Origin of the sequence: Arthrobacter sp. ATA002, assembly GCF_026898095.1 — a bacterium.
Taxonomy (GTDB): Bacteria; Actinomycetota; Actinomycetes; order Actinomycetales; family Micrococcaceae; genus Arthrobacter_B.
In genome coordinates this window covers 2827665-2846916 of record NZ_CP114015.1, presented here as the reverse complement: position 1 = coordinate 2846916, position 19252 = coordinate 2827665, and the positions used below count along the sequence as shown (strand labels likewise).

The window sequence follows — 19252 nt, the reverse complement described above, 5'->3', positions numbered from 1 at the left end:
AAGCTCGGCCACGAAAATGTCCCCATTCCCGCTGACGGCCAGCCCCGTGGCGGCGGCAAAGCCGGTGGCCAGCAGTTCCGAGCTGCCGTCCCCGGGGCTCACCCGGTACACGGATCCTGGCGCCAGAGCCGCCTCGGGCGGACCGCCGGGCAGGGACGTCACGTACAGATCTCCGTCGGGTCCCCATTCGACGTCGGTGGGAACCGGTTCCAGATTGTAGGTCGCGCCCACGGTGCAGGCCGGAAATGAAACCGCCGCGGCTGCCGCGGCGGTAACTGTGGCCGGGACCGGCGGAAGGACTGCCACGGTGGAGACGCTGCCGTCCGACAGGTCCACCTCCACTATGGCGTTCATTCCTGCGTCCGCCACCAGGACACGGCCGCGGCCGGCGGGGAGCGTTGAATACGGATTGGAATCCGGCAGACCGGTGTAACTGGCTGGCATTTCCGGAGGGAGCTGGGCGGCGCAGGCGGGATCGAGATCCTCGAAGCCGTAGGTGTTCACGCTGTCCGGGTTTTCGGTGTATTCGTAGGCCGCAATGTCCGTGATGGTCTCGATGGTTCCGTCCCGGGCTATCGCCTTGAGCAGTGACGTATTCAGCGCCGGATCGTGGGTCATGGCCCCGGTGGTCATGGTGTAGTAGGTGGTCCCGCGGGAGCGGGAGACGGCTCCCGGAGCGTAGCCGGGCTCTGCGGTGTCGAGGACCTCGGTTGTTCCGTCCGGACCGGTCCGGGTGAGCAGTCCGGCAAAATCCTGGGCTGCATCAAAGGTCGGACCCCGCCCGACGGCGAAACTCAGCGGCGTCAGCAAGCCGCCGGCTACGGTGGTGACTTCTCCGGCCGCGGGTGGATCCGGGTCAGGGCCCGGCGGCTCGGGATGCCATCCGCCGGCGGAAGCCGGTGAGGCAGCGAGTCCCAAAGCCGCAGCAGCGGCCAGGACGGCAAGTGCGGGTGATGATTTTTTCACGGTGCATTCTCCTCAGCATTGGTCGGGTGCAATGCGAGACTTCCTCGAGGCCTCCGCGGTTCCCAGCCACGCCCCCGGCCGAGGCAGTCACAGCCTAAATGCAGCCAAAACCTCCGTAAACACCGGATTGCCCTGATTCGATAAAGCAAATCAGAGACGAGTATCCAGTCCGTAACAACGCTTGAACACCGTTTCGGCTTCCGCTTCCGGCCCGCACGTCTTCGAGTGTCGGGCTAATGCGGATATGTCCGCCGAGTGACGCGTTGATGCCGTTTCGGGGCGCGGGAAACGGCATCGTCCCGACACTCGGCGGTGGGAAAGGCACGACGTCGACACTCGGCGAAGGGGGAGGCACGACGTCGACACTCGGCGGTCGGGAGGGGCACGACGTCGACAACGGCGCCCCGGACGGCGACTATCACCGGGCCGGCAGGCGCCCCAGCCCGGTGACCAGCTCATCGCGGCCGCCGCACAGGGCGATGCGGATCCAGCCCTCGCCGATCGAGCCAAAGGCCGTGCCCGGTGCAACTGCCACGCCCTGGTCCGCAAGGAATCGCTGCGCCCAGGCCCGCACGTTGCCCTGCGAAGCGTGGGACAGGTCGGCCCAGAGATAAAAAGCCCCTGTGCCTTGAGATAGGGGATTCCTTGGCGTCCAGCACAGCCGACGCCGCGTCGCGGTTCGCGCGATAATGGGCTGCCGCTGCGCTGACATAGTCCTGCGGCCCGGTCAGCGCAGCCAATGCCGCGTACTGCGACGGCGATGCCACGCAGGAGACAATCGACTCCATGACGGTGCTCATCTGCGTCTCCAGGCCCGACGGCGTGATCAGGGCGCCGATCCGCAGCCCGGTCAGGCCGTAGGTCTTGGAGAGCGTGACCGAGACAATCACCCGTTCGCCGCCGTCCGCCCGGGCGCCGGCTCCGGACCCCGCCCCGGAATCACCGTCGTAGGCCAGCGGACTCACATGCGGGACGTCATAGGTGAAGGCTTCATAGCATTCATCGGAAATGATCCACAGGTCCCGTCGGCGCGCCAGCTCCACCAGTTCCCGCACCAGACCGGCACTGAAGACCGCGCCCAGGGGGTTGGAGGGCGAATTCAGGAGCAGGACCCGGGTCCGGTCGGTAATCAGAGCTTCAATGTCGGCGATGCGGGGCTGGAAATCATGCTCGGGGTACAACGGGTACTCCACCGGCTCGGCGTGGAGGAGACGGGCGGTCATCGCGAAGGTCGGGTAGCCCGGGTTCGGAATCAGGATTTCGTCCCCGGCATCCAGGAGCATACTCATCGCCAGGTGCAGGCCCTGCTGGGCACCGGCGGTCACGAAGGCGCGGCCGGGGGACACGTTGATGCCGTGGTGCCGGCCCACGCGCTCGGCGAAGGCGGCACGCAGCGGGGTGATGCCCGCGTTGGGCGTGTAACCGGTCTCGTCGCGCTCCAGGGTGGCCTGCGCCGCCTCCAGGATGTGCGGCGGGGTGGGAAAACCCGGTTCACCGATGCTGAGTACGATTGAGTCCGGCTGCGCCCATGCCGCCTGGGTAATTTCGCGGATCTGGTTGGCAGCAGCGTTCCGGACGTGGGGCGAGAGCTCAGGCATACCCGCATGCTATCCCTGTCCCGGCAGGAGCAGCGAACGCCGCCGGCCCGGTGTAGCAGAGCTGGCGTAACAGCCCGGCGGCGCAACCGGCAGCCGGCGGCAGGAACGGCGGCCCGCCGACGCATATACTGGAAGGCGTGAATTCCGGGCAGGTCCGTTCAGGGCTGATTATTGTTGACAAGCCGCAGGGATGGACCAGCCACGATGTGGTTGGCCGCCTGCGGAAACTAGCGGGAACCAGGAAAGTGGGACATGCGGGGACGCTGGACCCCATGGCTACGGGAGTGCTGGTGGTCGGCATCAACAAGGCAACCCGGCTCCTGACCTACATTGTGGGTACTTCCAAGACCTACGAAGCCACGATCCGGCTCGGCCAGTCCACCGTTACCGACGACGCCGAAGGCGAGATTACCGCCGAGACCATCGCCGCCGCCGTCACGGATGAGGAAATCATGGCCGCGGTCGCCGAGCTGACCGGGAACATCTCCCAGGTCCCCAGCAGCGTCAGTGCGATCAAGGTCAACGGCGAGCGCTCCTATGCCCGTGTTCGGGCCGGGGGAGAGGTCAACCTTCCCGCCCGTCCCGTCACGGTGTCCCGCTTCGAGGTCCACGCCATCCGCCGGGAAAACGGCGGTAAGCTGCGCGACGTCGACGTGACGGTTGAATGCTCCTCCGGGACCTACATCCGTGCCCTCGCCCGCGACCTGGGCGCAGCCCTCGGGGTGGGCGGGCACCTGACCGCACTGCGGCGCACCTGCGTGGGCCCGTACGGCATCGGACAGGCCGCAACCCTGGAGCAGCTGGCCGAAAACCTCTCGGTCCTGGACCTCGACGACGCCGCCCGGGCCCTCTTCCCGGTCCGTGAGCTCACTGCCGCGGAAGCAGCGGACCTCTCCCACGGCCGCCGGGTGCCGCCGTCGGCCACGGATGTGCCGGAAGCCGACTCCGGCGCACCGGTGGCTGCCTTCGCCCCCGGCGGAACGCTGGTGGCCCTGCTCGAAAACCGCGGCCCCGCCGGCGCGGAGTTCCCGGCCGCCTATGCCAAGGCACTGCTGGTCTTCGCACCGGGAAACGGGGCATAGGTGGTAGTCGATCCGATGTTCATCGCGGGCGCCATGGTGTGCCTGGTGTCCGTCGTGCTTTGCTTCGGGGCGGCCATCCTTGAGCACGGGCCGAACGACCTCACCATCCTCTCCGTTGCCGCCGTCGAGTTGTTCCTTGTGGTCTACGGCGTGTTCGGCGTCATCCGCCAGGTCGGCGGGGAAGGGATCGCCGGCGAGGCGTGGGAGTTCTGGGGCTACCTCTTCACCGCCATGTTGATCCCGGTCGGCGCCATTTGGTGGTCGCTGATGGACCGCAGCCGCTGGAGCAATTTTGTCCTTGGTGCCGTCGGCATCACGGTGTTTGTCATGTTGTTCCGGATGGAACAAATCTGGGACGGAGTACCCCTCGCATGAAAATGAACAACCCGGAGCGCAGCAGTTCCTCCAGCGAACCGGCTGCATCCGAACCCGCCGGCCGCAATGCCGGACCCGGCAGGCTGCTGGTGGCGGTCTACGCGGTGTTTGCGCTGTCCTCGACCGCGCGCGCAGTGTTTCAAATCGCCACGAAATTTGAAGAGGCTCCGGTGGCGTACCTGCTCTCGGCGTTTGCCGCCGTCGTCTATATCGTGGCGACCGTGGGGCTGGCCCGGCCCGGGCGGGGGGCATACAAGGTTTCGCTCACTGCGGTGAGCATTGAAATGCTGGGTGTGCTGGCCGTCGGCCTCTTTGGGCTGGTCAACCCCGGTGCCCTTCCCGACGACACGGTGTGGTCCGGTTTTGGGGCCGGCTACGGCTATGTGCCGCTGCTGCTGCCCATCCTGGGCCTCTGGTGGCTGTACCGCCACCGGAGCGGCGCCCGGCGCAACTGAAGCACCGTCCCGGGCGCCGGCGGTTCAAACCGCCGCCGCCGATGCGCACGCCGGCGTTGTGCTGCGTGAGACGATGGCAGGAGAATGCATCACATCGGCAGGTTTTCCACTCCTTCAGGGGGAACAATGAGCAACCCGGCAGCAACACCCAGTGACCGCCGCGGCGGAACCGAGCCAGCACAGCCGCCGGCAGGGCAGCCCGCCCAGCCGCCGGCAGCCCAGCCCTCCAGCGCATCGGCGGGGACATCCGGCCGCAAACCGGCCGTTCCCTCGACCGGCCAGGGAGTCCGTCCGACCGAGAAGCTGCACATTCCACGGACCGGCAAAGGATCCGGGACGGATGGCGGGCAGGGCGGGAAGCAGCCGGACAAGTCCAGGGCAAAGCCCTACAAAAGCAGCGACGACTGGGGAGTTTTCCGCGCCGTCGTCATCGCCGTGGGTATCCTCATCGCCGCCGTCGGCGTCTATTACCTCGTCACCGGCACCGCCGGAGTTTCGGATACCGGCGGCGGCGAAGTCAATCCGTCCCTCGAGTCCCAGTTCCGGTTCTTCTCGGCCATGATGGTGGGCGTAGGGGCGGCCTTCATCGCCATTGCGGTGAAGTTCCAGTGGGCCAACATGCTGTGGTTGGTGTGCCTCATGGTCTTCCTGGGCGGCATCGGCCGCGTGTTGTCCTGGGCCTTCAGCGGAACGCCGCACTACACGATGATTATCCTGATGATCGTGGAGCTGGCCTTCCCTCCCGCCCTGCTGGTGTGGCACCGCTTCATTGCCAAGACCAGCGAGCTGAAGCGCGAATTCAGCGAGGGATCCGCAGGCCGCAGCGACGGTGCCGCTGCGGGCGGAACACAGGGCTGAGTCATTTCCGGCAGTATTTTCGGCAATAATGGTTAGGTCCGGTTTCAGCTCCGCGCTGTTCCGGCCCACCAGCCGCGGCACCGCCGCAGCCGACCCGCCTGCCCTAAGGAGCCTTTGTGTACTACTGGAATGACCTGGCGGAGGTTCCTGCCGGCATTGGTCCGACAGTAGTCACGATCGGCAATTTCGACGGCGTCCACCTGGGGCACCAGCATGTGCTGGACCGCCTGGTAAAGGTGGCCCGGGAAAAGGACGCCGCTGCGGTGGCCATCTCCTTCGATCCGCATCCGGCCCAGGTGCACCGCCCCGAGGCGGCCCCCGAGCAGATCATGGGACCGCTCGACCGCCGCGAAGCCCTGGCGGCCACCGGCCTGGACGGTCTGCTGATGATGCACTACGACCTCCAGCTGGCGTCCCTGACCGCTGAGGAGTTTGTCCGCCGGGTCTTCGTGGAGGGGCTGCGGGTGTGCGCCGTCGTCATCGGCCACGACGTGCGCTTTGGCCGCGGCAACGCCGGTGACCTGGAGACCATGCGCGGGCTTGGCGAGAAACTGGGCTTCGAGGTGCTGGCGGTGGAGGACTTCGGTGCCCTGCCGGACGGACCGGCCGAATCCGGGGGCGGCGCTGCTCCTCGACCTGGATCCGGGAGGCACTGCGCAGCGGCGACGTGCGCACCGCCGCCCGCCTGCTGGGACGTACCCACCGCATGCGCGGCGAAGTGGTGCACGGCGCCGCCCGCGGACGCGAGCTGGGATTTCCCACCGCCAACCTGGCGCCGGAGGCGAGCGGGCTGATTCCGGCCGACGGAATCTACGCCGGCTGGCTCGTTGACGAAGCGGGGACCCGCTGGCCCGCGGCCGTCTCGGTGGGGTCGAATCCGACGTTCGACGGCGTTCGCCGCCAGGTGGAGGCGCACGTCATCGACCGCCCGCACGAACTGGTCAGCGACTTCGATCTCTACGGGCAGCACGTGGTGGTGGAGTTCGTGGAGCGGCTGCGCGGCATGGTGGCCTACACCGGCCCCGAAGCCCTGATTGAGCAGATGCGCCTTGACGTGGCACGCAGCAGGGACGTGCTTTCGACAGATAGCAACGGGGACAGGTAAACTGGAATCAAATTCGGCTGCGGTCCGTGGCGGCTGAATTTCTTTGTGTCCTTCAGGATTTTCCCTGGACGGCGCCAAGATCCCCGGCAGCGCAGTGCTGACTCGGGCCTCACGGCACAACTCTAGGAGAGTTACATTGGCACTTGATCCCGTAGTCAAGCAGGACATCATCAAGGAATACGCCCGGGCCGAAGGCGACACCGGTTCGCCCGAGGTTCAGGTTGCTGTGCTGTCGCGCCGCATCCTTGACCTGACTGAACACCTGAAGACGCACAAGCACGACCACCACACCCGCCGCGGCCTGATGGCCATGGTTGGTCGCCGTCGTCGTATGCTTTCGTACCTGAAAGATACGGACATCACCCGCTACCGTGCGCTCATCGAGCGCCTCGGCCTGCGCAAGTAGTCTTTGGAGAGGGCGGCCCCTGCGTTCTTCGCGGGAGCCGCCCTTTTTCAGGCAGGCATGGACACCGGCGCAGACCGGAAGCGCACCCGCCCTCGAATGATCCAAGCATTACCGCAGTAACGGCACCAATGCAGTAACCCAGCAGCACCGGCAGTACCAGCACACATCAACAGGAGTCAGCCAGCATCGCAGCATTCGCGGTCCTCGGTAGTGGTCTCCGGGAGTTTCCGCCCGTGGACCTCGATCGAAGACCGGGTGTTGAACCGAACCGCTCCACAGCGGTGTACGCGTTTATTGGGACGATGCTGGATGCCTCCGCCAACGAAGAAACGGAGGTGACTCTCTATGGAGGGTCCCGAAATTCAGTTCGCAGAAGCAGTCATTGACAACGGCAAATACGGCCAGCGCGTCATCCGCTTTGAAACCGGCCGTCTGGCCCAGCAGGCTGCAGGCGCAGCCACTGTTTACATCGACGATGACACCGTCCTGCTGTCGGCGACGTCCGCCGGCAAGTCCCCGCGTGAGGGCTTCGACTTCTTCCCGCTGACCGTGGACGTCGAAGAGCGCATGTACGCCGCCGGACGCATCCCGGGCTCGTTCTTCCGCCGTGAAGGCCGCCCGTCCACCGAAGCCATCCTGGCCTGCCGCCTGATGGACCGCCCGCTGCGCCCCGCCTTCGTTAAGGGCCTGCGCAACGAGGTCCAGATCGTGGTCACCGTCCTGGCGATCAACCCCGACGTGCTGTATGACGTCGTTGCGATCAACGCGTCCTCCATGTCCACCCAGCTGAGCGGCCTGCCGTTCTCCGGTCCGATCGGCGGCGTCCGCGTTGCCCTGATCGATAACCAGTGGGTTGCCTTCCCGAAGCACTCCGAACTGGAGCGCGCAGTCTTCTCCATGGTGGTTGCCGGCCGCATCGCCGGTGACGACGTCGCCGTCATGATGGTGGAAGCTGAAGCCACCGACGCCGCCTGGAACCTCATCAAGGAAGAGGGCGCCACCGCCCCGACCGAAGAGGTTGTTGCTGAAGGCCTCGAAGCCTCGAAGCCGTTCATCAAGGCCCTGTGCGAGGCACAGGCCGACCTGGCAGCCCGCGCCGCCAAGCCGACCGTCGAGTTCCCGATCTTCCTGGACTACCAGGACGACGTCTTCGAAGCCGTGGAAGCCGCAGCCGCTGACAAGCTGGCTCAGGTCTTCTCCATTGCTGACAAGCAGGAGCGCGACATCGCCGCCGACGAGCTCAAGGACGAAGTTGTTGCTTCTCTCGCCGGGCAGTTCGAAGGCCGCGAGAAGGAACTCTCCGCAGCGTTCCGCTCCGTCACCAAGCAGGTTGTGCGCCAGCGCATCCTGAAGGACCAGGTCCGCATCGACGGCCGTGGCCTGACGGACATCCGCCAGCTCACCGCCGAGGTAGAGGTTCTGCCCCGCGTGCACGGTTCGGCCATTTTCGAGCGCGGCGAAACCCAGATCCTGGGCGTCACCACGCTGAACATGCTGAAGATGGAACAGCAGATCGACTCGCTGTCGCCGGTGACGCGCAAGCGCTACATGCACAACTACAACTTCCCGCCGTACTCCACCGGTGAAACCGGCCGCGTGGGTTCGCCCAAGCGCCGCGAAATCGGCCACGGCGCCCTGGCAGAGCGCGCGCTCATGCCGGTGCTGCCGACGCGTGAGGAATTCCCGTACGCCATCCGCCAGGTCTCCGAAGCCCTGAGCTCCAACGGTTCCACCTCCATGGGTTCGGTCTGCGCCTCGACGCTGTCCATGCTCAACGCCGGTGTTCCGCTGCGCGCTCCGGTTGCAGGCATCGCCATGGGCCTGGTCTCCGACCAGGTTGACGGCGAAACCCGCTACGCCGCCCTGACCGATATCCTCGGTGCCGAAGATGCCTTCGGCGACATGGACTTCAAGGTAGCCGGCACCTCCGAGTTCGTTACGGCCATCCAGCTGGACACGAAGCTCGACGGCATCCCCGCCTCGGTGCTGGCAGCAGCCCTGAAGCAGGCCCGCGAAGCACGCCTGCACATCCTCGGTGTCATGGACGCTGCGATCGACACGCCGGACGAGCTCTCCGAGTACGCGCCGCGCATCATCTCGGTGAAGATCCCCGTGGACAAGATCGGCGAGGTCATCGGCCCGAAGGGCAAGATGATCAACCAGATCCAGGAGGACACCGGCGCTGACATCTCCATTGAAGATGACGGCACGGTCCTCATCGGCGCAACCGACGGCACCTCCGCCGAGGCTGCCCGTGCGGCGGTCAACGCGATCGCCAACCCGCAGGTCCCCGAGCTCGGCGAGCGTTACCTCGGCACGGTCGTGAAGACCACCACGTTCGGTGCCTTCGTCTCCCTGACCCCGGGCAAGGACGGCCTGCTGCACATCTCCGAGCTGCGCAAGCTCGCCGGCGGCAAGCGCGTGGACAACGTCGACGAGGTTGTCTCCGTGGGCCAGAAGATCCAGGTGGAAATCACCAAGATCGATGACCGCGGCAAGCTCTCCCTCTCTCCGGTTGTCGCTGAAGGCGAAGAAGCGGCAGAAACAGAGTCCGCAGAGTAAATGTCACATACTGCTGAGGAAACCGTCCCGGTGCCGGACATGCTCCGGCATCCGGGACGGTTGTCCGCCTTCCGCTGACCACCCTTCCCGGCGACCCGTCCCTTGTGTCGGGAACTCCGGGAGGCGCCGTTGTGCACCGTTCCGTCCTTCCGGGCGGGGTGCGTGTGCTGACCGAGGCCATGCCCGGCCAGCGGAGCGCGACCATCGGCTTTTGGGTTGGTGTCGGCTCGCGGGATGAAGCCGCGGGCCGGCACGGCTCCACCCACTTCCTGGAGCACCTGCTGTTCAAGGGCACCACCCGCCGAACCGCGCTGGACATTGCGCTGGCCTTTGACGAGGTTGGCGGAGAATCCAATGCCGCGACGGCGAAGGAAAGCACCTGCTATTACGCCCGGGTGCTGGACACCGACCTGCCGATGGCCATTGACGTGATTACGGACATGGTCACCTCCGCGGTCCTGGACCCGGAGGAACTGGAGCAGGAACGCGACGTCATCCTGGAAGAAATTGCCATGGACGCCGACGATCCCGCCGACCTCTGCCACGAAAAGTTCGCCGAAGCCGTCCTGGGCGGCCACGCCCTGGGGCGTCCGATCGGCGGCACCCCCGAAGCCATCAAGAGCGTTCCGCGCGAAGCCGTGCTGGAACACTACCGCCGTTACTACCGGCCCACCGAGCTGGTCGTTACCGCGGCCGGCGGCCTGGAGCACGACGACGTGTGCGCCCTGGTGCTCGACGCCCTGAAGAAGGCCGGCTGGGATCTTTCCGAAGATGCGACGCCCGCTCCGCGCCGGAACACCGAACCCGCCGTCATCACCGGCACTGCCGGAGTGCAGGTCATCAACCGGCCGGTGGAACAGGCCAACGTGGTCATGGGCTGCCCGTCGCTGACGGCCACCGATGACCGCCGCTTCGCGATGAGCGTCCTGAACACGATCCTGGGCGGCGGCATGTCCTCGCGCCTGTTCCAGGAAATCCGGGAAAAGCGCGGGCTGGTGTACTCCACCTATTCCTTCTCCGCGTCCTACGCCGACGCCGGCTACTTCGGGATGTACGCCGGCTGTTCTCCGGCGAAGACCCGGCAGGTCATCGACCTGATGGGTTCGGAGCTGGAACGGCTGGCGGCTGACGGCGTGGATGAAGCTGAACTGAAAAAGGCCCGCGGGCAGATTGCCGGCGGCATGGTCATGGCGCTGGAGGATTCCAGTTCACGCATGTCGCGCCTGGGCCGCGCCGAGCTGGTCAGCGGCGAGTTCATCGACATCGACGAGTCGCTGGCCCGGATCAGCGCCGTTACGGCAGAGGAAGTCCAGGCGCTGGCCGCCGAACTGGCCGCGGCGCCCGCACCATCACTGTGGTGGGACCGTTCAGCTCGAAAGAAGAGCTGGGCTTCTAGCCTTTCGCTTCAAACAGCAGGAGCACGTCCCGGCGAGGGGACGTGCTCCTGCTGTTGTGCTGTGCGGTTTGGAAAAGGGTGCCCGCTCAGCCGCCGGCGAAGGGCGGCAGGATGTCCACAGTGTCCCCGCCGGACAGCACCGCTGACCGGTCACGGGCGGCGAAACCGTTGACCAGGAAGGTGCTGCGGGAGATCACGCTCTTTAGCGGGGAGTGCCGTCCGGCGCCGTTACATGGCGGGCACCCAGGAACTCCAACAGGTCCTGCAGCGTGGCGCCGCCGGATGTGCCGCTGAAACCGGCGGCAGGCAGCGTTTCTTCTTCCAGCCCCGCCGCAGCCTTTGCGGCACCAAAATATCGAACTAACATCTAGCCGCCTATCGCGCTCATGGTCCGGTCCGGCTGCACGTAGTCAGCGTCGCCGAGACCGGTGTGGTCCATCCCGTGGGCCTTGGGCTTGCCCCACATGGCGTCCTGCCAGCGGGCCGCCACCTCTGCGTCGCCGACCCCGGGCGAGCGCAGCAACTCCAGCAAATCGGTTTCCTCGTGCGAGAAAAGGCAGCTGCGCACCCTTCCCTCAGCGGTGATTCGTGTCCGGCGGCAGTCGGTGCAGAAGGGTTCGGTGACCGACGCGATGACGCCCACGGTCCCCGCCACGACGTCCGGATCGGACCGGCGCCGGACCTCCCAACGTTCGGCGGGGCGCCGTCGCGCTGCCGCGGATCCGGGGTCAGGATGAAGTCGCGCTCCAACCTGCTGCGGATTTCCGCAGCGGTGATCATGCCGTCGCGGGTCCAGCCGTGATCGGCGTCCAGCGGCATCTGCTCGATGAAGCGCAGCTCAAAGCCGCGGCTGACGGCCCATTCCAGCAGATCGGGGGATTCGACGTCGTTGATCCCGCGCATCAGGACCGCGTTGATCTTGACCAGGCCCAGCCCCACCCGTGCTGCTTCCTCGATCCCGGCGAGCACTCGGGCCAGGAACGGACGCCGGGTCAGCTGGGCGAAGGTGTCGGGATGCAGGGAGTCCAGGGAAACATTGATCCGGGTAAGGCCTGCGTCTTTGAGGGCCTGAGCCTTTTTGTCCAAGCCCAGCGCGTTGGTGGTCAGCGAAATCGGAAGGTCCGGATGGTTGGCCCGGATGCCGGCAATAATCTCCACCAGATCGGCCCGCACCAGCGGTTCGCCGCCGGTCAGCCGCAGCTCGCGGACGCCAAGCATGTCCACTCCGATCCCCACCAGCCGGACAATCTCGGCTGCAGTCAGGACTTTGTCCTTCGCCAGCCAGTCGAGGCCTTCGGCGGGCATGCAGTAGGTGCAGCGCAGGTTGCACTTGTCGGTGAGCGAGAGGCGCATGTCGGTGGCCCGCCGCCCGTAGCGGTCCAGCAGGCCGTCGGCGGCCCGCACACCCGCTGCCGCAGCTGCTCCGCCACCGCGGCCGGCTCGGCCGCGGGATTCTCCACCGGCCCGCAGGCCGCCGCCCGGGCATCAGGCTGTGGCAGGGTGGACGGGCCGCCGGCGAGCGGCGCGCCGATGGACGGCATTCCCAGCTGGATTCCCATGGGTCGAGGCTACGCCCTTTCGCGGTTAGGCTCTATCAATGCGTTCTATCCGTCGGCGCCGGCTCGTCACCGCCCTGTCCGCCGCCGCCCTGTCCACCGTCCTGCTCGTTGCCACTGCCGGCTGTTCAGGGCCGGACGCTGACGGGAATTCCGCGGCGTCGGAAAGCCCCGTCGTTACGGTATTCGCAGCCGCTTCGCTCACGGATGTGATTGCGGCCATGAATGAAGCCTACGACGGCGGCGGCCTCCTGCGCACCAATCTTGGCTCCAGCGCGCAGCTGTCGGGGCAGCTTCTCTCCGGCGCCGGCGCCGACGTCGTCATCACCGCCGACCTGGAAGCGTTGGACGCGGTGCGTGCGGAGGGCCTGATTGCCCGGGAGCAGATCGTGGCCGGGAACACGACCGTCCTGGCGCTGGCACCGGGGAACCCGGCCGGCATCACCTCCCTGGCCGATGTATCCGGCGGCGCGGCCCAGGTTGCCGCGTGCGCGCCCTCGGTGCCGTGCGGCCGCTCCGCGGAACGCGTCCTTGAAGCCGGCGGTGTAAACCTGTCGGGTGAAAGCCGCGAGGACAGTGTGCGGTCGGTGCTGACCAAAGTGGTGACCGGACAGGCGGATGCCGGGCTGGTGTACCAAACCGATGCGCTCTCGGCGTCGAAGCAAGGGGTGACGTATCTTGAAGTGAGCGATCCCGAACCCAACCAGTACCCCGCGGCCCTGACCGCGGAGGAGCAGAGCATGAGGCAGCTGTCCGATTCTACGAGTGGCTTGCCGGCGGGGAAGCCGCCGGCATCCTCCGGGAGGCAGGCTTCCGGCCACCGGGAACCTAGGCCGGGACGGAACCGGCGGCGGCCGGCCGGTCGGCAGAAGCCCGGGTCAGCGGCTGTGGGCGGCCTCGGCATGACACGCGGTGCGCGGGCGACCACGCCGGCCTGGCTCTGGGTTCCGGCGTCGCTGGCGCTGCTGTTCTGCGCCGGGCCGGTCGCCGCCCTGCTGCTGAATGTCCCCTTCTCATCCCTGGGGGAGCTGCTCACCGCTCCGGAAGCACGCACCGCGCTGCTCCTGTCGGTGACCACTTCTGTGGGATCGACGCTGATCTGCGTGGTCCTGGGGCTTCCCCTGGCCGTGCTGTTCAGCAAGCTGGCCGGACCGTGGATGCAGGTGCTGCGCGGCATCCTGCTGATTCCGCTGGTCCTTTCTCCGGTTGTTTCGGGCATCGCCCTGCTCTATTTCTGGGGCCGGCAGGGGCTCGCCGGCCGGTTCCTCGAATCGGCCGGACTGGGGGTGGGGTACTCGCCGGCGGCAGTGCTGATCGTCCAGGTCTTTGTATCGCTGCCGTTCTTCGTGGTGGCGTCCCTGAGCAGCCTGCGGGCGGTGGATCACGACCTGGAAATGGCGGCCGCCACTTCCGGTGCCGGTCCCACGGCGATCCTGCGCTACATCACGGTGCCGCTGGCGCTGCCGGGCATCATCGTGGGGGCACTGCTGGCCTTTGCCCGGTCCCTGGGGGAGTACGGCGCCACCATCACTTTCGCCGGCAGCATCGAAGGGCGCACCCGGACCCTGCCCCTGCAGATCGAATTGAGCCTGAACTCCAACCAGCCCGAAATTGCGCTGGGAATCTGCCTGATCCTGATTTCGTTGTACCTGGTACTGCTGGCGCTTGCCCGGCTCGGAGTCGGGCTGCTGGTGCCGCGCTGAATCCGGCGCTCCGGCACCACTCCACGCGGCACCAACAGAAACGAGCATCATGAACGGCACGGACCGGAACCTTTCGCCCTGGGCAGCCGCGGCGGGAATCGTGGCGGTTGGACTGGCCGTGGCCGCCGGAGAACTTTCCGCCGCGCTGCTGAGTCCGTCGCTGTCACCGGTCAGCGCGGTGGGATCGGTAGTCATTGATGCCATGCCCGCCGCCGTCAAAGACTGGGCCATCGGCTTGTTCGGCACCGCTGACAAGGCCGCGTTCCTCGTGGCAATGGCTGCCGTCATCGCTGTCCTCGCCGTGGCCGCCGGGATCCTGGAGTTGCGCCGCCCTCCCGCAGGCGCCGTCGTCGTCGCCTTGTTTGGGGCGGCAGGGCTGGTTGCAGTGCTCACCCGCCCGCAGATGAGCATGCTGTCCCTGGCGCCGCCGCTGCTGGCGGTGGCCGTTGGCCTTCCGGTGCTGCGGGCCTTTGTGGAGCGCATTCGCAGGTGGGGCACCGCGGCCCCGGCCGATGTCGGCGCCAGACGGCGGGATGTGCTGCTGGGGGTGGGCGGCGGCGCCGGTGTTGCCGTGGCCGCAGGCGCCCTGGCCGGGACCTCCCGCGGCGGCCAGATCACCACAGTGGGGCTGCGGGACGGGATTGTCCTGCCCGCCGCGGTAACCCCCGCACCGGCTGTTCCGGCCGGAGCGGAACTGGGCATCAGCGGACTGGATCCCGTGCTCACCCCTGCCGCCGATTTCTACCGGATCGACACCGCGCTGAGCGTTCCGCTGGTCAACCCGGAGCAGTGGACCCTCACGGTGACGGGCATGGTGGACCGCGAGATCCGGATCAGCTTCGCCGAACTGCTGGCCAAGCCCCTGCAGGAAAGCTACGTGACACTGGCATGCGTCTCCAACGAGGTGGGCGGCAGCCTGATCGGCAACGCCAAGTGGCTGGGCTGGCCGGTCCGGGACCTGCTGGCCGCCGCCGGTGTCCGGGAGGGAGCCGACATGGTGCTGTCCACCAGCCGGGACGGCTGGACGGCATCGACCCCGCTTGAAGCGCTGACCGATTCACGCGACGCGCTGCTCGCCGTCGGCATGAACGGCGAGCCGCTGCCGCTGGAACACGGGTTCCCGGTGCGGCTGGTGGTGCCGGGCCTGTACGGCTACGTCTCGGCCACCAAATGGGTCACCGAACTCAAAGTCACCCGCTTCAGCGACGAGACCGCCTACTGGACGGACCGGGGCTGGACCGAACGCGGTCCCATCAAGCTTTCCTCCCGCATCGACACCCCCTCCAACCGCGCCTCGGTGGACGCCGGCGCGGTCACCGTGGCCGGGATGGCCTGGGCGCAGCACACCGGTATCCGCGGGGTGCAGGTAAGGGTGGACGGCGGTCGATGGCAGGATGCGGTTCTGGCCGCGGGAATCTCGGCGGATACCTGGGTGCAGTGGTCGGCGGTCCTGGACCTGGGCGCCGGGGATCACGAGATCACCGTGCGGGCCATCGACTCGACGGGAGCAGAGCAGGACGAGCGGGAGCGGCCCGTCGTCCCCGACGGCGCCACCGGCCTGCACACGGTTCAGGTGAATGCGCGCTAGGCTCGGTTTGTGACGATCACCGCACTGGAAGGCACAGTCAATTTCCGGGACACCGGCGGACTGCCGCTGGCCGGAGGAGGCCGCAGCGCCCCCGGAGTCCTCTACCGTTCAGATGCCATCAGCGCATTGACTCCACGGGGACTAACACGCCTTGCCGAGTCGCGGATCGAGGTGATCGTCGATTTGCGGACTCCCGCGGAGCAGCTCATGGCGCCGGACCGGCTGCCCGCGCGTTCCTTTATCCGGCTCAACCTGCCGCTGTTCGAAGGCGCCTTCACCGGAGCCGCCCAGGAAGAAATGCAGCGCGCCCGCCAGTCCGGGAACCCGGAGGCTGCCGCCCGGGCGGTGCAGGCAGCTGTTGCGCAGCTGCCAACGCTGGCCGGCATCTACACCGAAATGCTGCAGGACGGCAGCGCTGTGTTTGCCGAGACCGCCCGTGCGGTCGGATGCGCCGCGGAAGGCTCGGCGGCCCTGGTGCACTGCACCGCCGGAAAAGACCGCACCGGAGTGGCGGTGGCACTGATCCTGAGCGCCGTCGGCGTGGACCCCGCCGCCGTGGTGGCGGACTACCGGCAAAGCGAGGCCAACCTTTCCAGGGGAGTGGGCCGCGCGGATGCTCGGCATGATCGAGGCGCTGGGCGTTCCCCTGACGGACGAGGTGGCCGCCTTGGTGACCGGCGCCCCCGAAGAGGCCATCGGCCGGGCGCTGGAGTGGGTGGATGAACACCACGGCGGCGCGGCCGGATACCTGCTCTCCGGCGGACTCCTCGAGGACGAGCTGGCGATGCTGCGCCGGCGGCTTCGGAGGCAGCCGTGATCCGCAGGGCAGCAGAGACCCGGACAGTGGAAGAACACCGCGATGCCGTGCTTGGGCTGCTGGAAGCCTGCCGTGCAGCCGCGCCGGAGCGGACAAACACCGTGGACCTCGTGTCGGCGGCAGGGAAGATCCTGGCCGCGGACGTCCACGCGCCCCGCAGCCTTCCTCCCTTCGACAATTCCCAAATGGACGGTTATGCCGTGCGCACGGCTGACTTGGCGTCCGCTGCGGGGCGGGCCGCTGCGCTGCGCGTCAGTGAACCGATTCCCGCCGGCATCGCGGCTTCCGCCCTGGAACCGGGATCCGCTGCTCCGATCATGACCGGCGCCATGCTTCCCGCCGGAGCCGACGCCGTCGTACCCATTGAACGGGCCGTGCCCGATGCGTTCTTCGCGGACCGGGACCGGCTGGGAGCCACCGTCAGCTTCCCCTCCGGAGCGGCGCCCGGAGACTACATCCGGAGAGCAGGAAGCGACATCCGCGCCGGAACAGTGGCCCTGCAAGCCGGCACCCGGCTCGGCGCGCTGCAGCTGGGCCTGCTGGCCGCGCTGGGCATCCCCGCCGTGCCGGTTCGGGCTCCGTTCCGGGTGCTGCTGCTCAGCACCGGCGACGAGGTGGTCGAACCAGGAGAGGCTCTGGCCCCGGGACAGATCCACGACGCCAACTCCACGCTGCTCGCCGTGAGCCTGCGGGAAGCGGGTGCGGAGGTGGTCCGGTCCCGCATCGTGGTTGACTCACCGGACGCCTTCCTGGCCCAGCTCCGTGGGGACCTCCGCCGCCACCCCGCCGACCTGGTCCTCACCTCCGGCGGAATCAGCATGGGCGCCTACGAGGTGGTCCGCCTGGCCCTGGCCGCCGAAGGCGTGCAGTTCCTTCCGGTGGCGATGCAGCCCGGCGGGCCGCAGGGGATCGGAACCGTCGACGGCGTTCCTTTCCTTGGTTTTCCGGGTAACCCGGTCAGCTCCGTCGTCTCCTTTGAAATGTTCCTGCGCCCGGCGCTGGGGACCCTCACCGGCCTTCCCGCTCCGCGCCGGCAGGTGCCGGCCGTGCTGGCCGCCGAAGCGCACAGCCCCGCCGGCAAACACCAGGTCCGGCGCGGCCGCTACACCCTCCCGCCGGCCCCGGCACAACGGGACGGGTCGAGCTGGTCGGCGGTCCAAGCTCGCATTTGGTTCACGCCCTGGCCTCGTCGAATGCCCTGGTGCACATTCCGGCCGGAGTGGACACGGTCCCCGCCGGCACGGAAGTGGCAGTATGGCTGTTGGACTAACCGCACTGCGCACAAGGAGTACCTTCATGACCGGCACCGACGGGCAGCAGCCCGGACTCACCCACGTCCGCGAAGACGGCTCCGCCCACATGGTGGATGTTTCCGCGAAGACCGAAACCACCCGGACCGCGACCGCCCGGGCACGGCTGCGGACCACCGCCGACGTCCTGAAGCTCCTCTCCGAAGGCGGACTGCCCAAGGGCGATGCGCTGGCCGTGGCGCGGATCGCCGGCATCATGGGGGCCAAACAGACCTCCACCCTGATTCCGCTGTGCCACCCGCTGCCCCTGACCAAAGTGACGGTGGACTTTGACGCCGGGGACTCCGACGTCGTCATCCTGGCCACGGTGAAAACCAAGGCACTCACCGGTGTGGAGATGGAAGCCCTGACCGCGGCGACCGTCGCCGCGCTGACCCTGTACGACATGATCAAGGCCGTGGACAAGCATGCGTCCATCACCGACATCCAGGTGCTCGCCAAAGCCGGCGGCAAGGGCGGAGACTGGGCCCTGTGAACGACTCGCCACCGGCCGCGCAGCAGCCGCCCCGCCGCACTGCCGCGGTGCTGATCGCCTCCACCCGGGCCGCCCGGGGGAGTATGAGGATGAATGCGGTCCGCTGGCCGCGGACTGGCTCTACGCGCTGGGGTTCGACGTCGTGCTCGCCGAGGTGGTGCCCGACGGCGACCGCGTGGGGGAGGCGCTGCGCCGCATGCTCGCGCTGGAACCGGCGGTGATCCTCACCAGCGGCGGAACCGGGCTGAGCCCGGATGACCATACCCCCGAACAGACGCTGCCGCTGCTGGAGCGGGAAGTTCCCGGAATCATGGAGGCGCTGCGCGCAGACGGCCGCACCAAGACGCCCATGGCCGCCATCAGCCGCGGCTGCGCGGGCACGGCCGGGCGGACGTTCATCGTAAACCTGCCCGGCTCGCCCGGCGCCGTCGCGGACGGCCTCGCCGTGCTGGAACCGGTCATCGGGCACATCTGCGCACAACTGGAGGGACACCATGGACACTGAGCACACCAAACCCGCCACGGGACCTGCCACCGAACCCGGGGGCGCGGCTGCCGCAGCCTCGGAGGTCCTCAACGCCACGGTTTCCGGCCTGCCGCTCAACGCGGACCACGCCCAGGCCGCCGCATGGTCGCCGCAGTGCGGAGCCGTCGTCGGTTTTAGCGGAATCGTCCGCGACCACGACGGCGGCCGCGGCGTTGCCAGCCTTTCCTACAGCGCCCACCCCTCCGCCGGGGAGGTGCTCGCCGCGGTGGCCGCGGAGATTGCCGTGGCCCACGGCGGCGTACGGATCTGGGTCGGCCACCGCACCGGTCCGCTGGAGATTGGCGACGCCGCCCTGGTGGCGGCGGTGGGTGCCGCGCACCGCGGTGCCGCGTTTGCCGCATGCTCCGACCTGGTGGACACCGTCAAGGCCCGGGTTCCCATCTGGAAGGAACAGGGCTTCAGCGACGGGACGTCCGAGTGGGTGGGTGTCAGCGACGCCCCGCAGTGACCGGT

At 67.8% G+C, this 19252-nt stretch carries 16 protein-coding genes and 7 pseudogenes; 17 read left to right on the top strand and 6 right to left on the bottom strand.

Annotation, left to right across the window (positions count from 1 at the left end; all coding sequences use genetic code 11):
• The 3 genes and pseudogenes from OL239_RS20270 to OL239_RS14100 all read right to left on the bottom strand — a co-directional run.
• Positions 1–966: pseudogene (locus OL239_RS20270) on the bottom strand (ScyD/ScyE family protein); the annotation flags it as partial.
• 418 nt (positions 967–1384) lie between these two features.
• Positions 1385–1678 (bottom strand): aminotransferase class I/II-fold pyridoxal phosphate-dependent enzyme, encoded by a 294-nt coding sequence (locus OL239_RS20265; RefSeq protein WP_442864308.1) that lies wholly within the window; start codon positions 1676–1678, stop codon positions 1385–1387.
• 61 nt (positions 1679–1739) lie between these two features.
• Positions 1740–2564: pseudogene (locus tag OL239_RS14100) on the bottom strand (pyridoxal phosphate-dependent aminotransferase); the annotation flags it as partial.
• 137 nt (positions 2565–2701) lie between these two features.
• On the opposite strand from OL239_RS14100, the gene truB reads away from it, so the two are divergent.
• The 8 genes and pseudogenes from truB (at position 2702) to OL239_RS14060 (ending at position 10803) form a co-directional block, all read left to right on the top strand.
• Positions 2702–3646, top strand: a complete 945-nt coding sequence (gene truB / locus OL239_RS14095) for a tRNA pseudouridine(55) synthase TruB (protein WP_268909445.1) — start codon at positions 2702–2704, stop codon at positions 3644–3646.
• A 15-nt stretch (positions 3647–3661) separates the two neighbouring features.
• Positions 3662–4021, top strand: coding sequence for a hypothetical protein (locus OL239_RS14090; RefSeq protein WP_268911772.1), 360 nt, complete (start codon positions 3662–3664; stop codon positions 4019–4021).
• Between the two features lie 2 nt (positions 4022–4023).
• Positions 4024–4476: a hypothetical protein gene (locus OL239_RS14085; RefSeq protein ID WP_268911771.1), complete on the top strand. Its 453-nt coding sequence runs from the start codon at positions 4024–4026 to the stop codon at positions 4474–4476.
• Between the two features lie 126 nt (positions 4477–4602).
• Positions 4603–5334, top strand: a complete 732-nt coding sequence (locus tag OL239_RS14080) for a DUF4345 domain-containing protein (RefSeq protein ID WP_268909444.1) — start codon at positions 4603–4605, stop codon at positions 5332–5334.
• A gap of 116 nt (positions 5335–5450) precedes the next feature.
• Positions 5451–6439, top strand: a pseudogene (locus OL239_RS14075) (bifunctional riboflavin kinase/FAD synthetase).
• Between the two features lie 136 nt (positions 6440–6575).
• Positions 6576–6845: a 30S ribosomal protein S15 gene (gene rpsO / locus OL239_RS14070; RefSeq protein WP_268909443.1), complete on the top strand. Its 270-nt coding sequence runs from the start codon at positions 6576–6578 to the stop codon at positions 6843–6845.
• Positions 6846–7190: 345 nt separating this feature from the next.
• Positions 7191–9407, top strand: coding sequence for a polyribonucleotide nucleotidyltransferase (locus OL239_RS14065; RefSeq protein ID WP_268909442.1), 2217 nt, complete (start codon positions 7191–7193; stop codon positions 9405–9407).
• A 74-nt stretch (positions 9408–9481) separates the two neighbouring features.
• Positions 9482–10803, top strand: a pseudogene (locus OL239_RS14060) (M16 family metallopeptidase).
• Between the two features lie 86 nt (positions 10804–10889).
• On the opposite strand, the gene OL239_RS20260 reads toward OL239_RS14060, so the two are convergent.
• From OL239_RS20260 to moaA, 3 genes and pseudogenes are all read right to left on the bottom strand, one after another.
• Entirely contained in the window at positions 10890–11000 is a 111-nt protein-coding gene (locus tag OL239_RS20260; protein WP_442864152.1) for a MoaD/ThiS family protein, read from the bottom strand.
• Between the two features lie 5 nt (positions 11001–11005).
• On the bottom strand, positions 11006–11170 hold the full coding sequence (locus OL239_RS20255; RefSeq protein ID WP_442864151.1) for a MoaD/ThiS family protein: 165 nt from the start codon (positions 11168–11170) through the stop codon (positions 11006–11008).
• Positions 11171–12156 (bottom strand): annotated as a pseudogene (moaA, locus tag OL239_RS14050) (GTP 3',8-cyclase MoaA).
• Positions 12157–12400: 244 nt separating this feature from the next.
• Here moaA and OL239_RS14045 point away from each other — a divergent pair.
• From OL239_RS14045 to OL239_RS14015, 9 genes and pseudogenes are all read left to right on the top strand, one after another.
• On the top strand, positions 12401–14062 hold the full coding sequence (locus tag OL239_RS14045) for a substrate-binding domain-containing protein (protein ID WP_268909441.1): 1662 nt from the start codon (positions 12401–12403) through the stop codon (positions 14060–14062).
• Between the two features lie 49 nt (positions 14063–14111).
• Positions 14112–15650 (top strand): molybdopterin-dependent oxidoreductase, encoded by a 1539-nt coding sequence (locus OL239_RS14040; RefSeq protein WP_268909440.1) that lies wholly within the window; start codon positions 14112–14114, stop codon positions 15648–15650.
• 9 nt (positions 15651–15659) lie between these two features.
• The gene (locus tag OL239_RS14035; protein WP_268909439.1) at positions 15660–16373 is read left to right on the top strand and encodes a tyrosine-protein phosphatase; all 714 of its coding nucleotides are present in this window, start codon (positions 15660–15662) and stop codon (positions 16371–16373) included.
• Positions 16309–16467 carry a tyrosine-protein phosphatase gene (locus tag OL239_RS19665; RefSeq protein ID WP_329609237.1) on the top strand — a complete coding sequence of 53 codons (159 nt, stop codon included), beginning with the start codon at positions 16309–16311 and terminating at the stop codon, positions 16465–16467. Before OL239_RS14035 ends, OL239_RS19665 begins: the two co-directional genes overlap by 65 nt.
• A pseudogene (locus OL239_RS14030) lies at positions 16464–17408 on the top strand (molybdopterin molybdotransferase MoeA); the annotation flags it as partial. The gene OL239_RS19665 and the pseudogene OL239_RS14030, both read left to right, overlap by 4 nt.
• 227 nt (positions 17409–17635) lie before the next feature.
• The gene (locus OL239_RS19660) at positions 17636–17737 is read left to right on the top strand and encodes a hypothetical protein (protein WP_329609236.1); all 102 of its coding nucleotides are present in this window, start codon (positions 17636–17638) and stop codon (positions 17735–17737) included.
• A 26-nt stretch (positions 17738–17763) separates the two neighbouring features.
• Positions 17764–18252, top strand: coding sequence for a cyclic pyranopterin monophosphate synthase MoaC (gene moaC, locus OL239_RS14025; RefSeq protein WP_268909438.1), 489 nt, complete (start codon positions 17764–17766; stop codon positions 18250–18252).
• A pseudogene (locus OL239_RS14020) lies at positions 18249–18757 on the top strand (MogA/MoaB family molybdenum cofactor biosynthesis protein). Before moaC ends, OL239_RS14020 begins: the two are co-directional and overlap by 4 nt.
• Positions 18747–19247: a molybdenum cofactor biosynthesis protein MoaE gene (locus tag OL239_RS14015; RefSeq protein ID WP_268909437.1), complete on the top strand. Its 501-nt coding sequence runs from the start codon at positions 18747–18749 to the stop codon at positions 19245–19247. The pseudogene OL239_RS14020 and the gene OL239_RS14015 overlap by 11 nt, the downstream one beginning before the upstream one ends.
• Positions 19248–19252: the final 5 nt, after the last annotated feature.

What these genes read in the sequence shown, in the direction of transcription:
- OL239_RS14065 (WP_268909442.1), top strand. Translation starts at nt 7,191, where the DNA reads ATGGAGGGTCCCGAAATTCAGTTCGCAGAAGCAGTCATTGACAACGGC.
- OL239_RS14090 (WP_268911772.1), top strand. Translation starts at nt 3,662, where the DNA reads ATGTTCATCGCGGGCGCCATGGTGTGCCTGGTGTCCGTCGTGCTTTGC.
- OL239_RS14015 (WP_268909437.1), top strand. Translation starts at nt 18,747, where the DNA reads ATGGACACTGAGCACACCAAACCCGCCACGGGACCTGCCACCGAACCC.
- OL239_RS14040 (WP_268909440.1), top strand. Translation starts at nt 14,112, where the DNA reads ATGAACGGCACGGACCGGAACCTTTCGCCCTGGGCAGCCGCGGCGGGA.
- OL239_RS14045 (WP_268909441.1), top strand. Translation starts at nt 12,401, where the DNA reads ATGCGTTCTATCCGTCGGCGCCGGCTCGTCACCGCCCTGTCCGCCGCC.
- OL239_RS14085 (WP_268911771.1), top strand. Translation starts at nt 4,024, where the DNA reads ATGAACAACCCGGAGCGCAGCAGTTCCTCCAGCGAACCGGCTGCATCC.
- OL239_RS20255 (WP_442864151.1), bottom strand. Translation starts at nt 11,170, where the DNA reads ATGTTAGTTCGATATTTTGGTGCCGCAAAGGCTGCGGCGGGGCTGGAA.
- OL239_RS14080 (WP_268909444.1), top strand. Translation starts at nt 4,603, where the DNA reads ATGAGCAACCCGGCAGCAACACCCAGTGACCGCCGCGGCGGAACCGAG.
- moaC (WP_268909438.1), top strand. Translation starts at nt 17,764, where the DNA reads ATGACCGGCACCGACGGGCAGCAGCCCGGACTCACCCACGTCCGCGAA.
- OL239_RS20265 (WP_442864308.1), bottom strand. Translation starts at nt 1,678, where the DNA reads ATGTCAGCGCAGCGGCAGCCCATTATCGCGCGAACCGCGACGCGGCGT.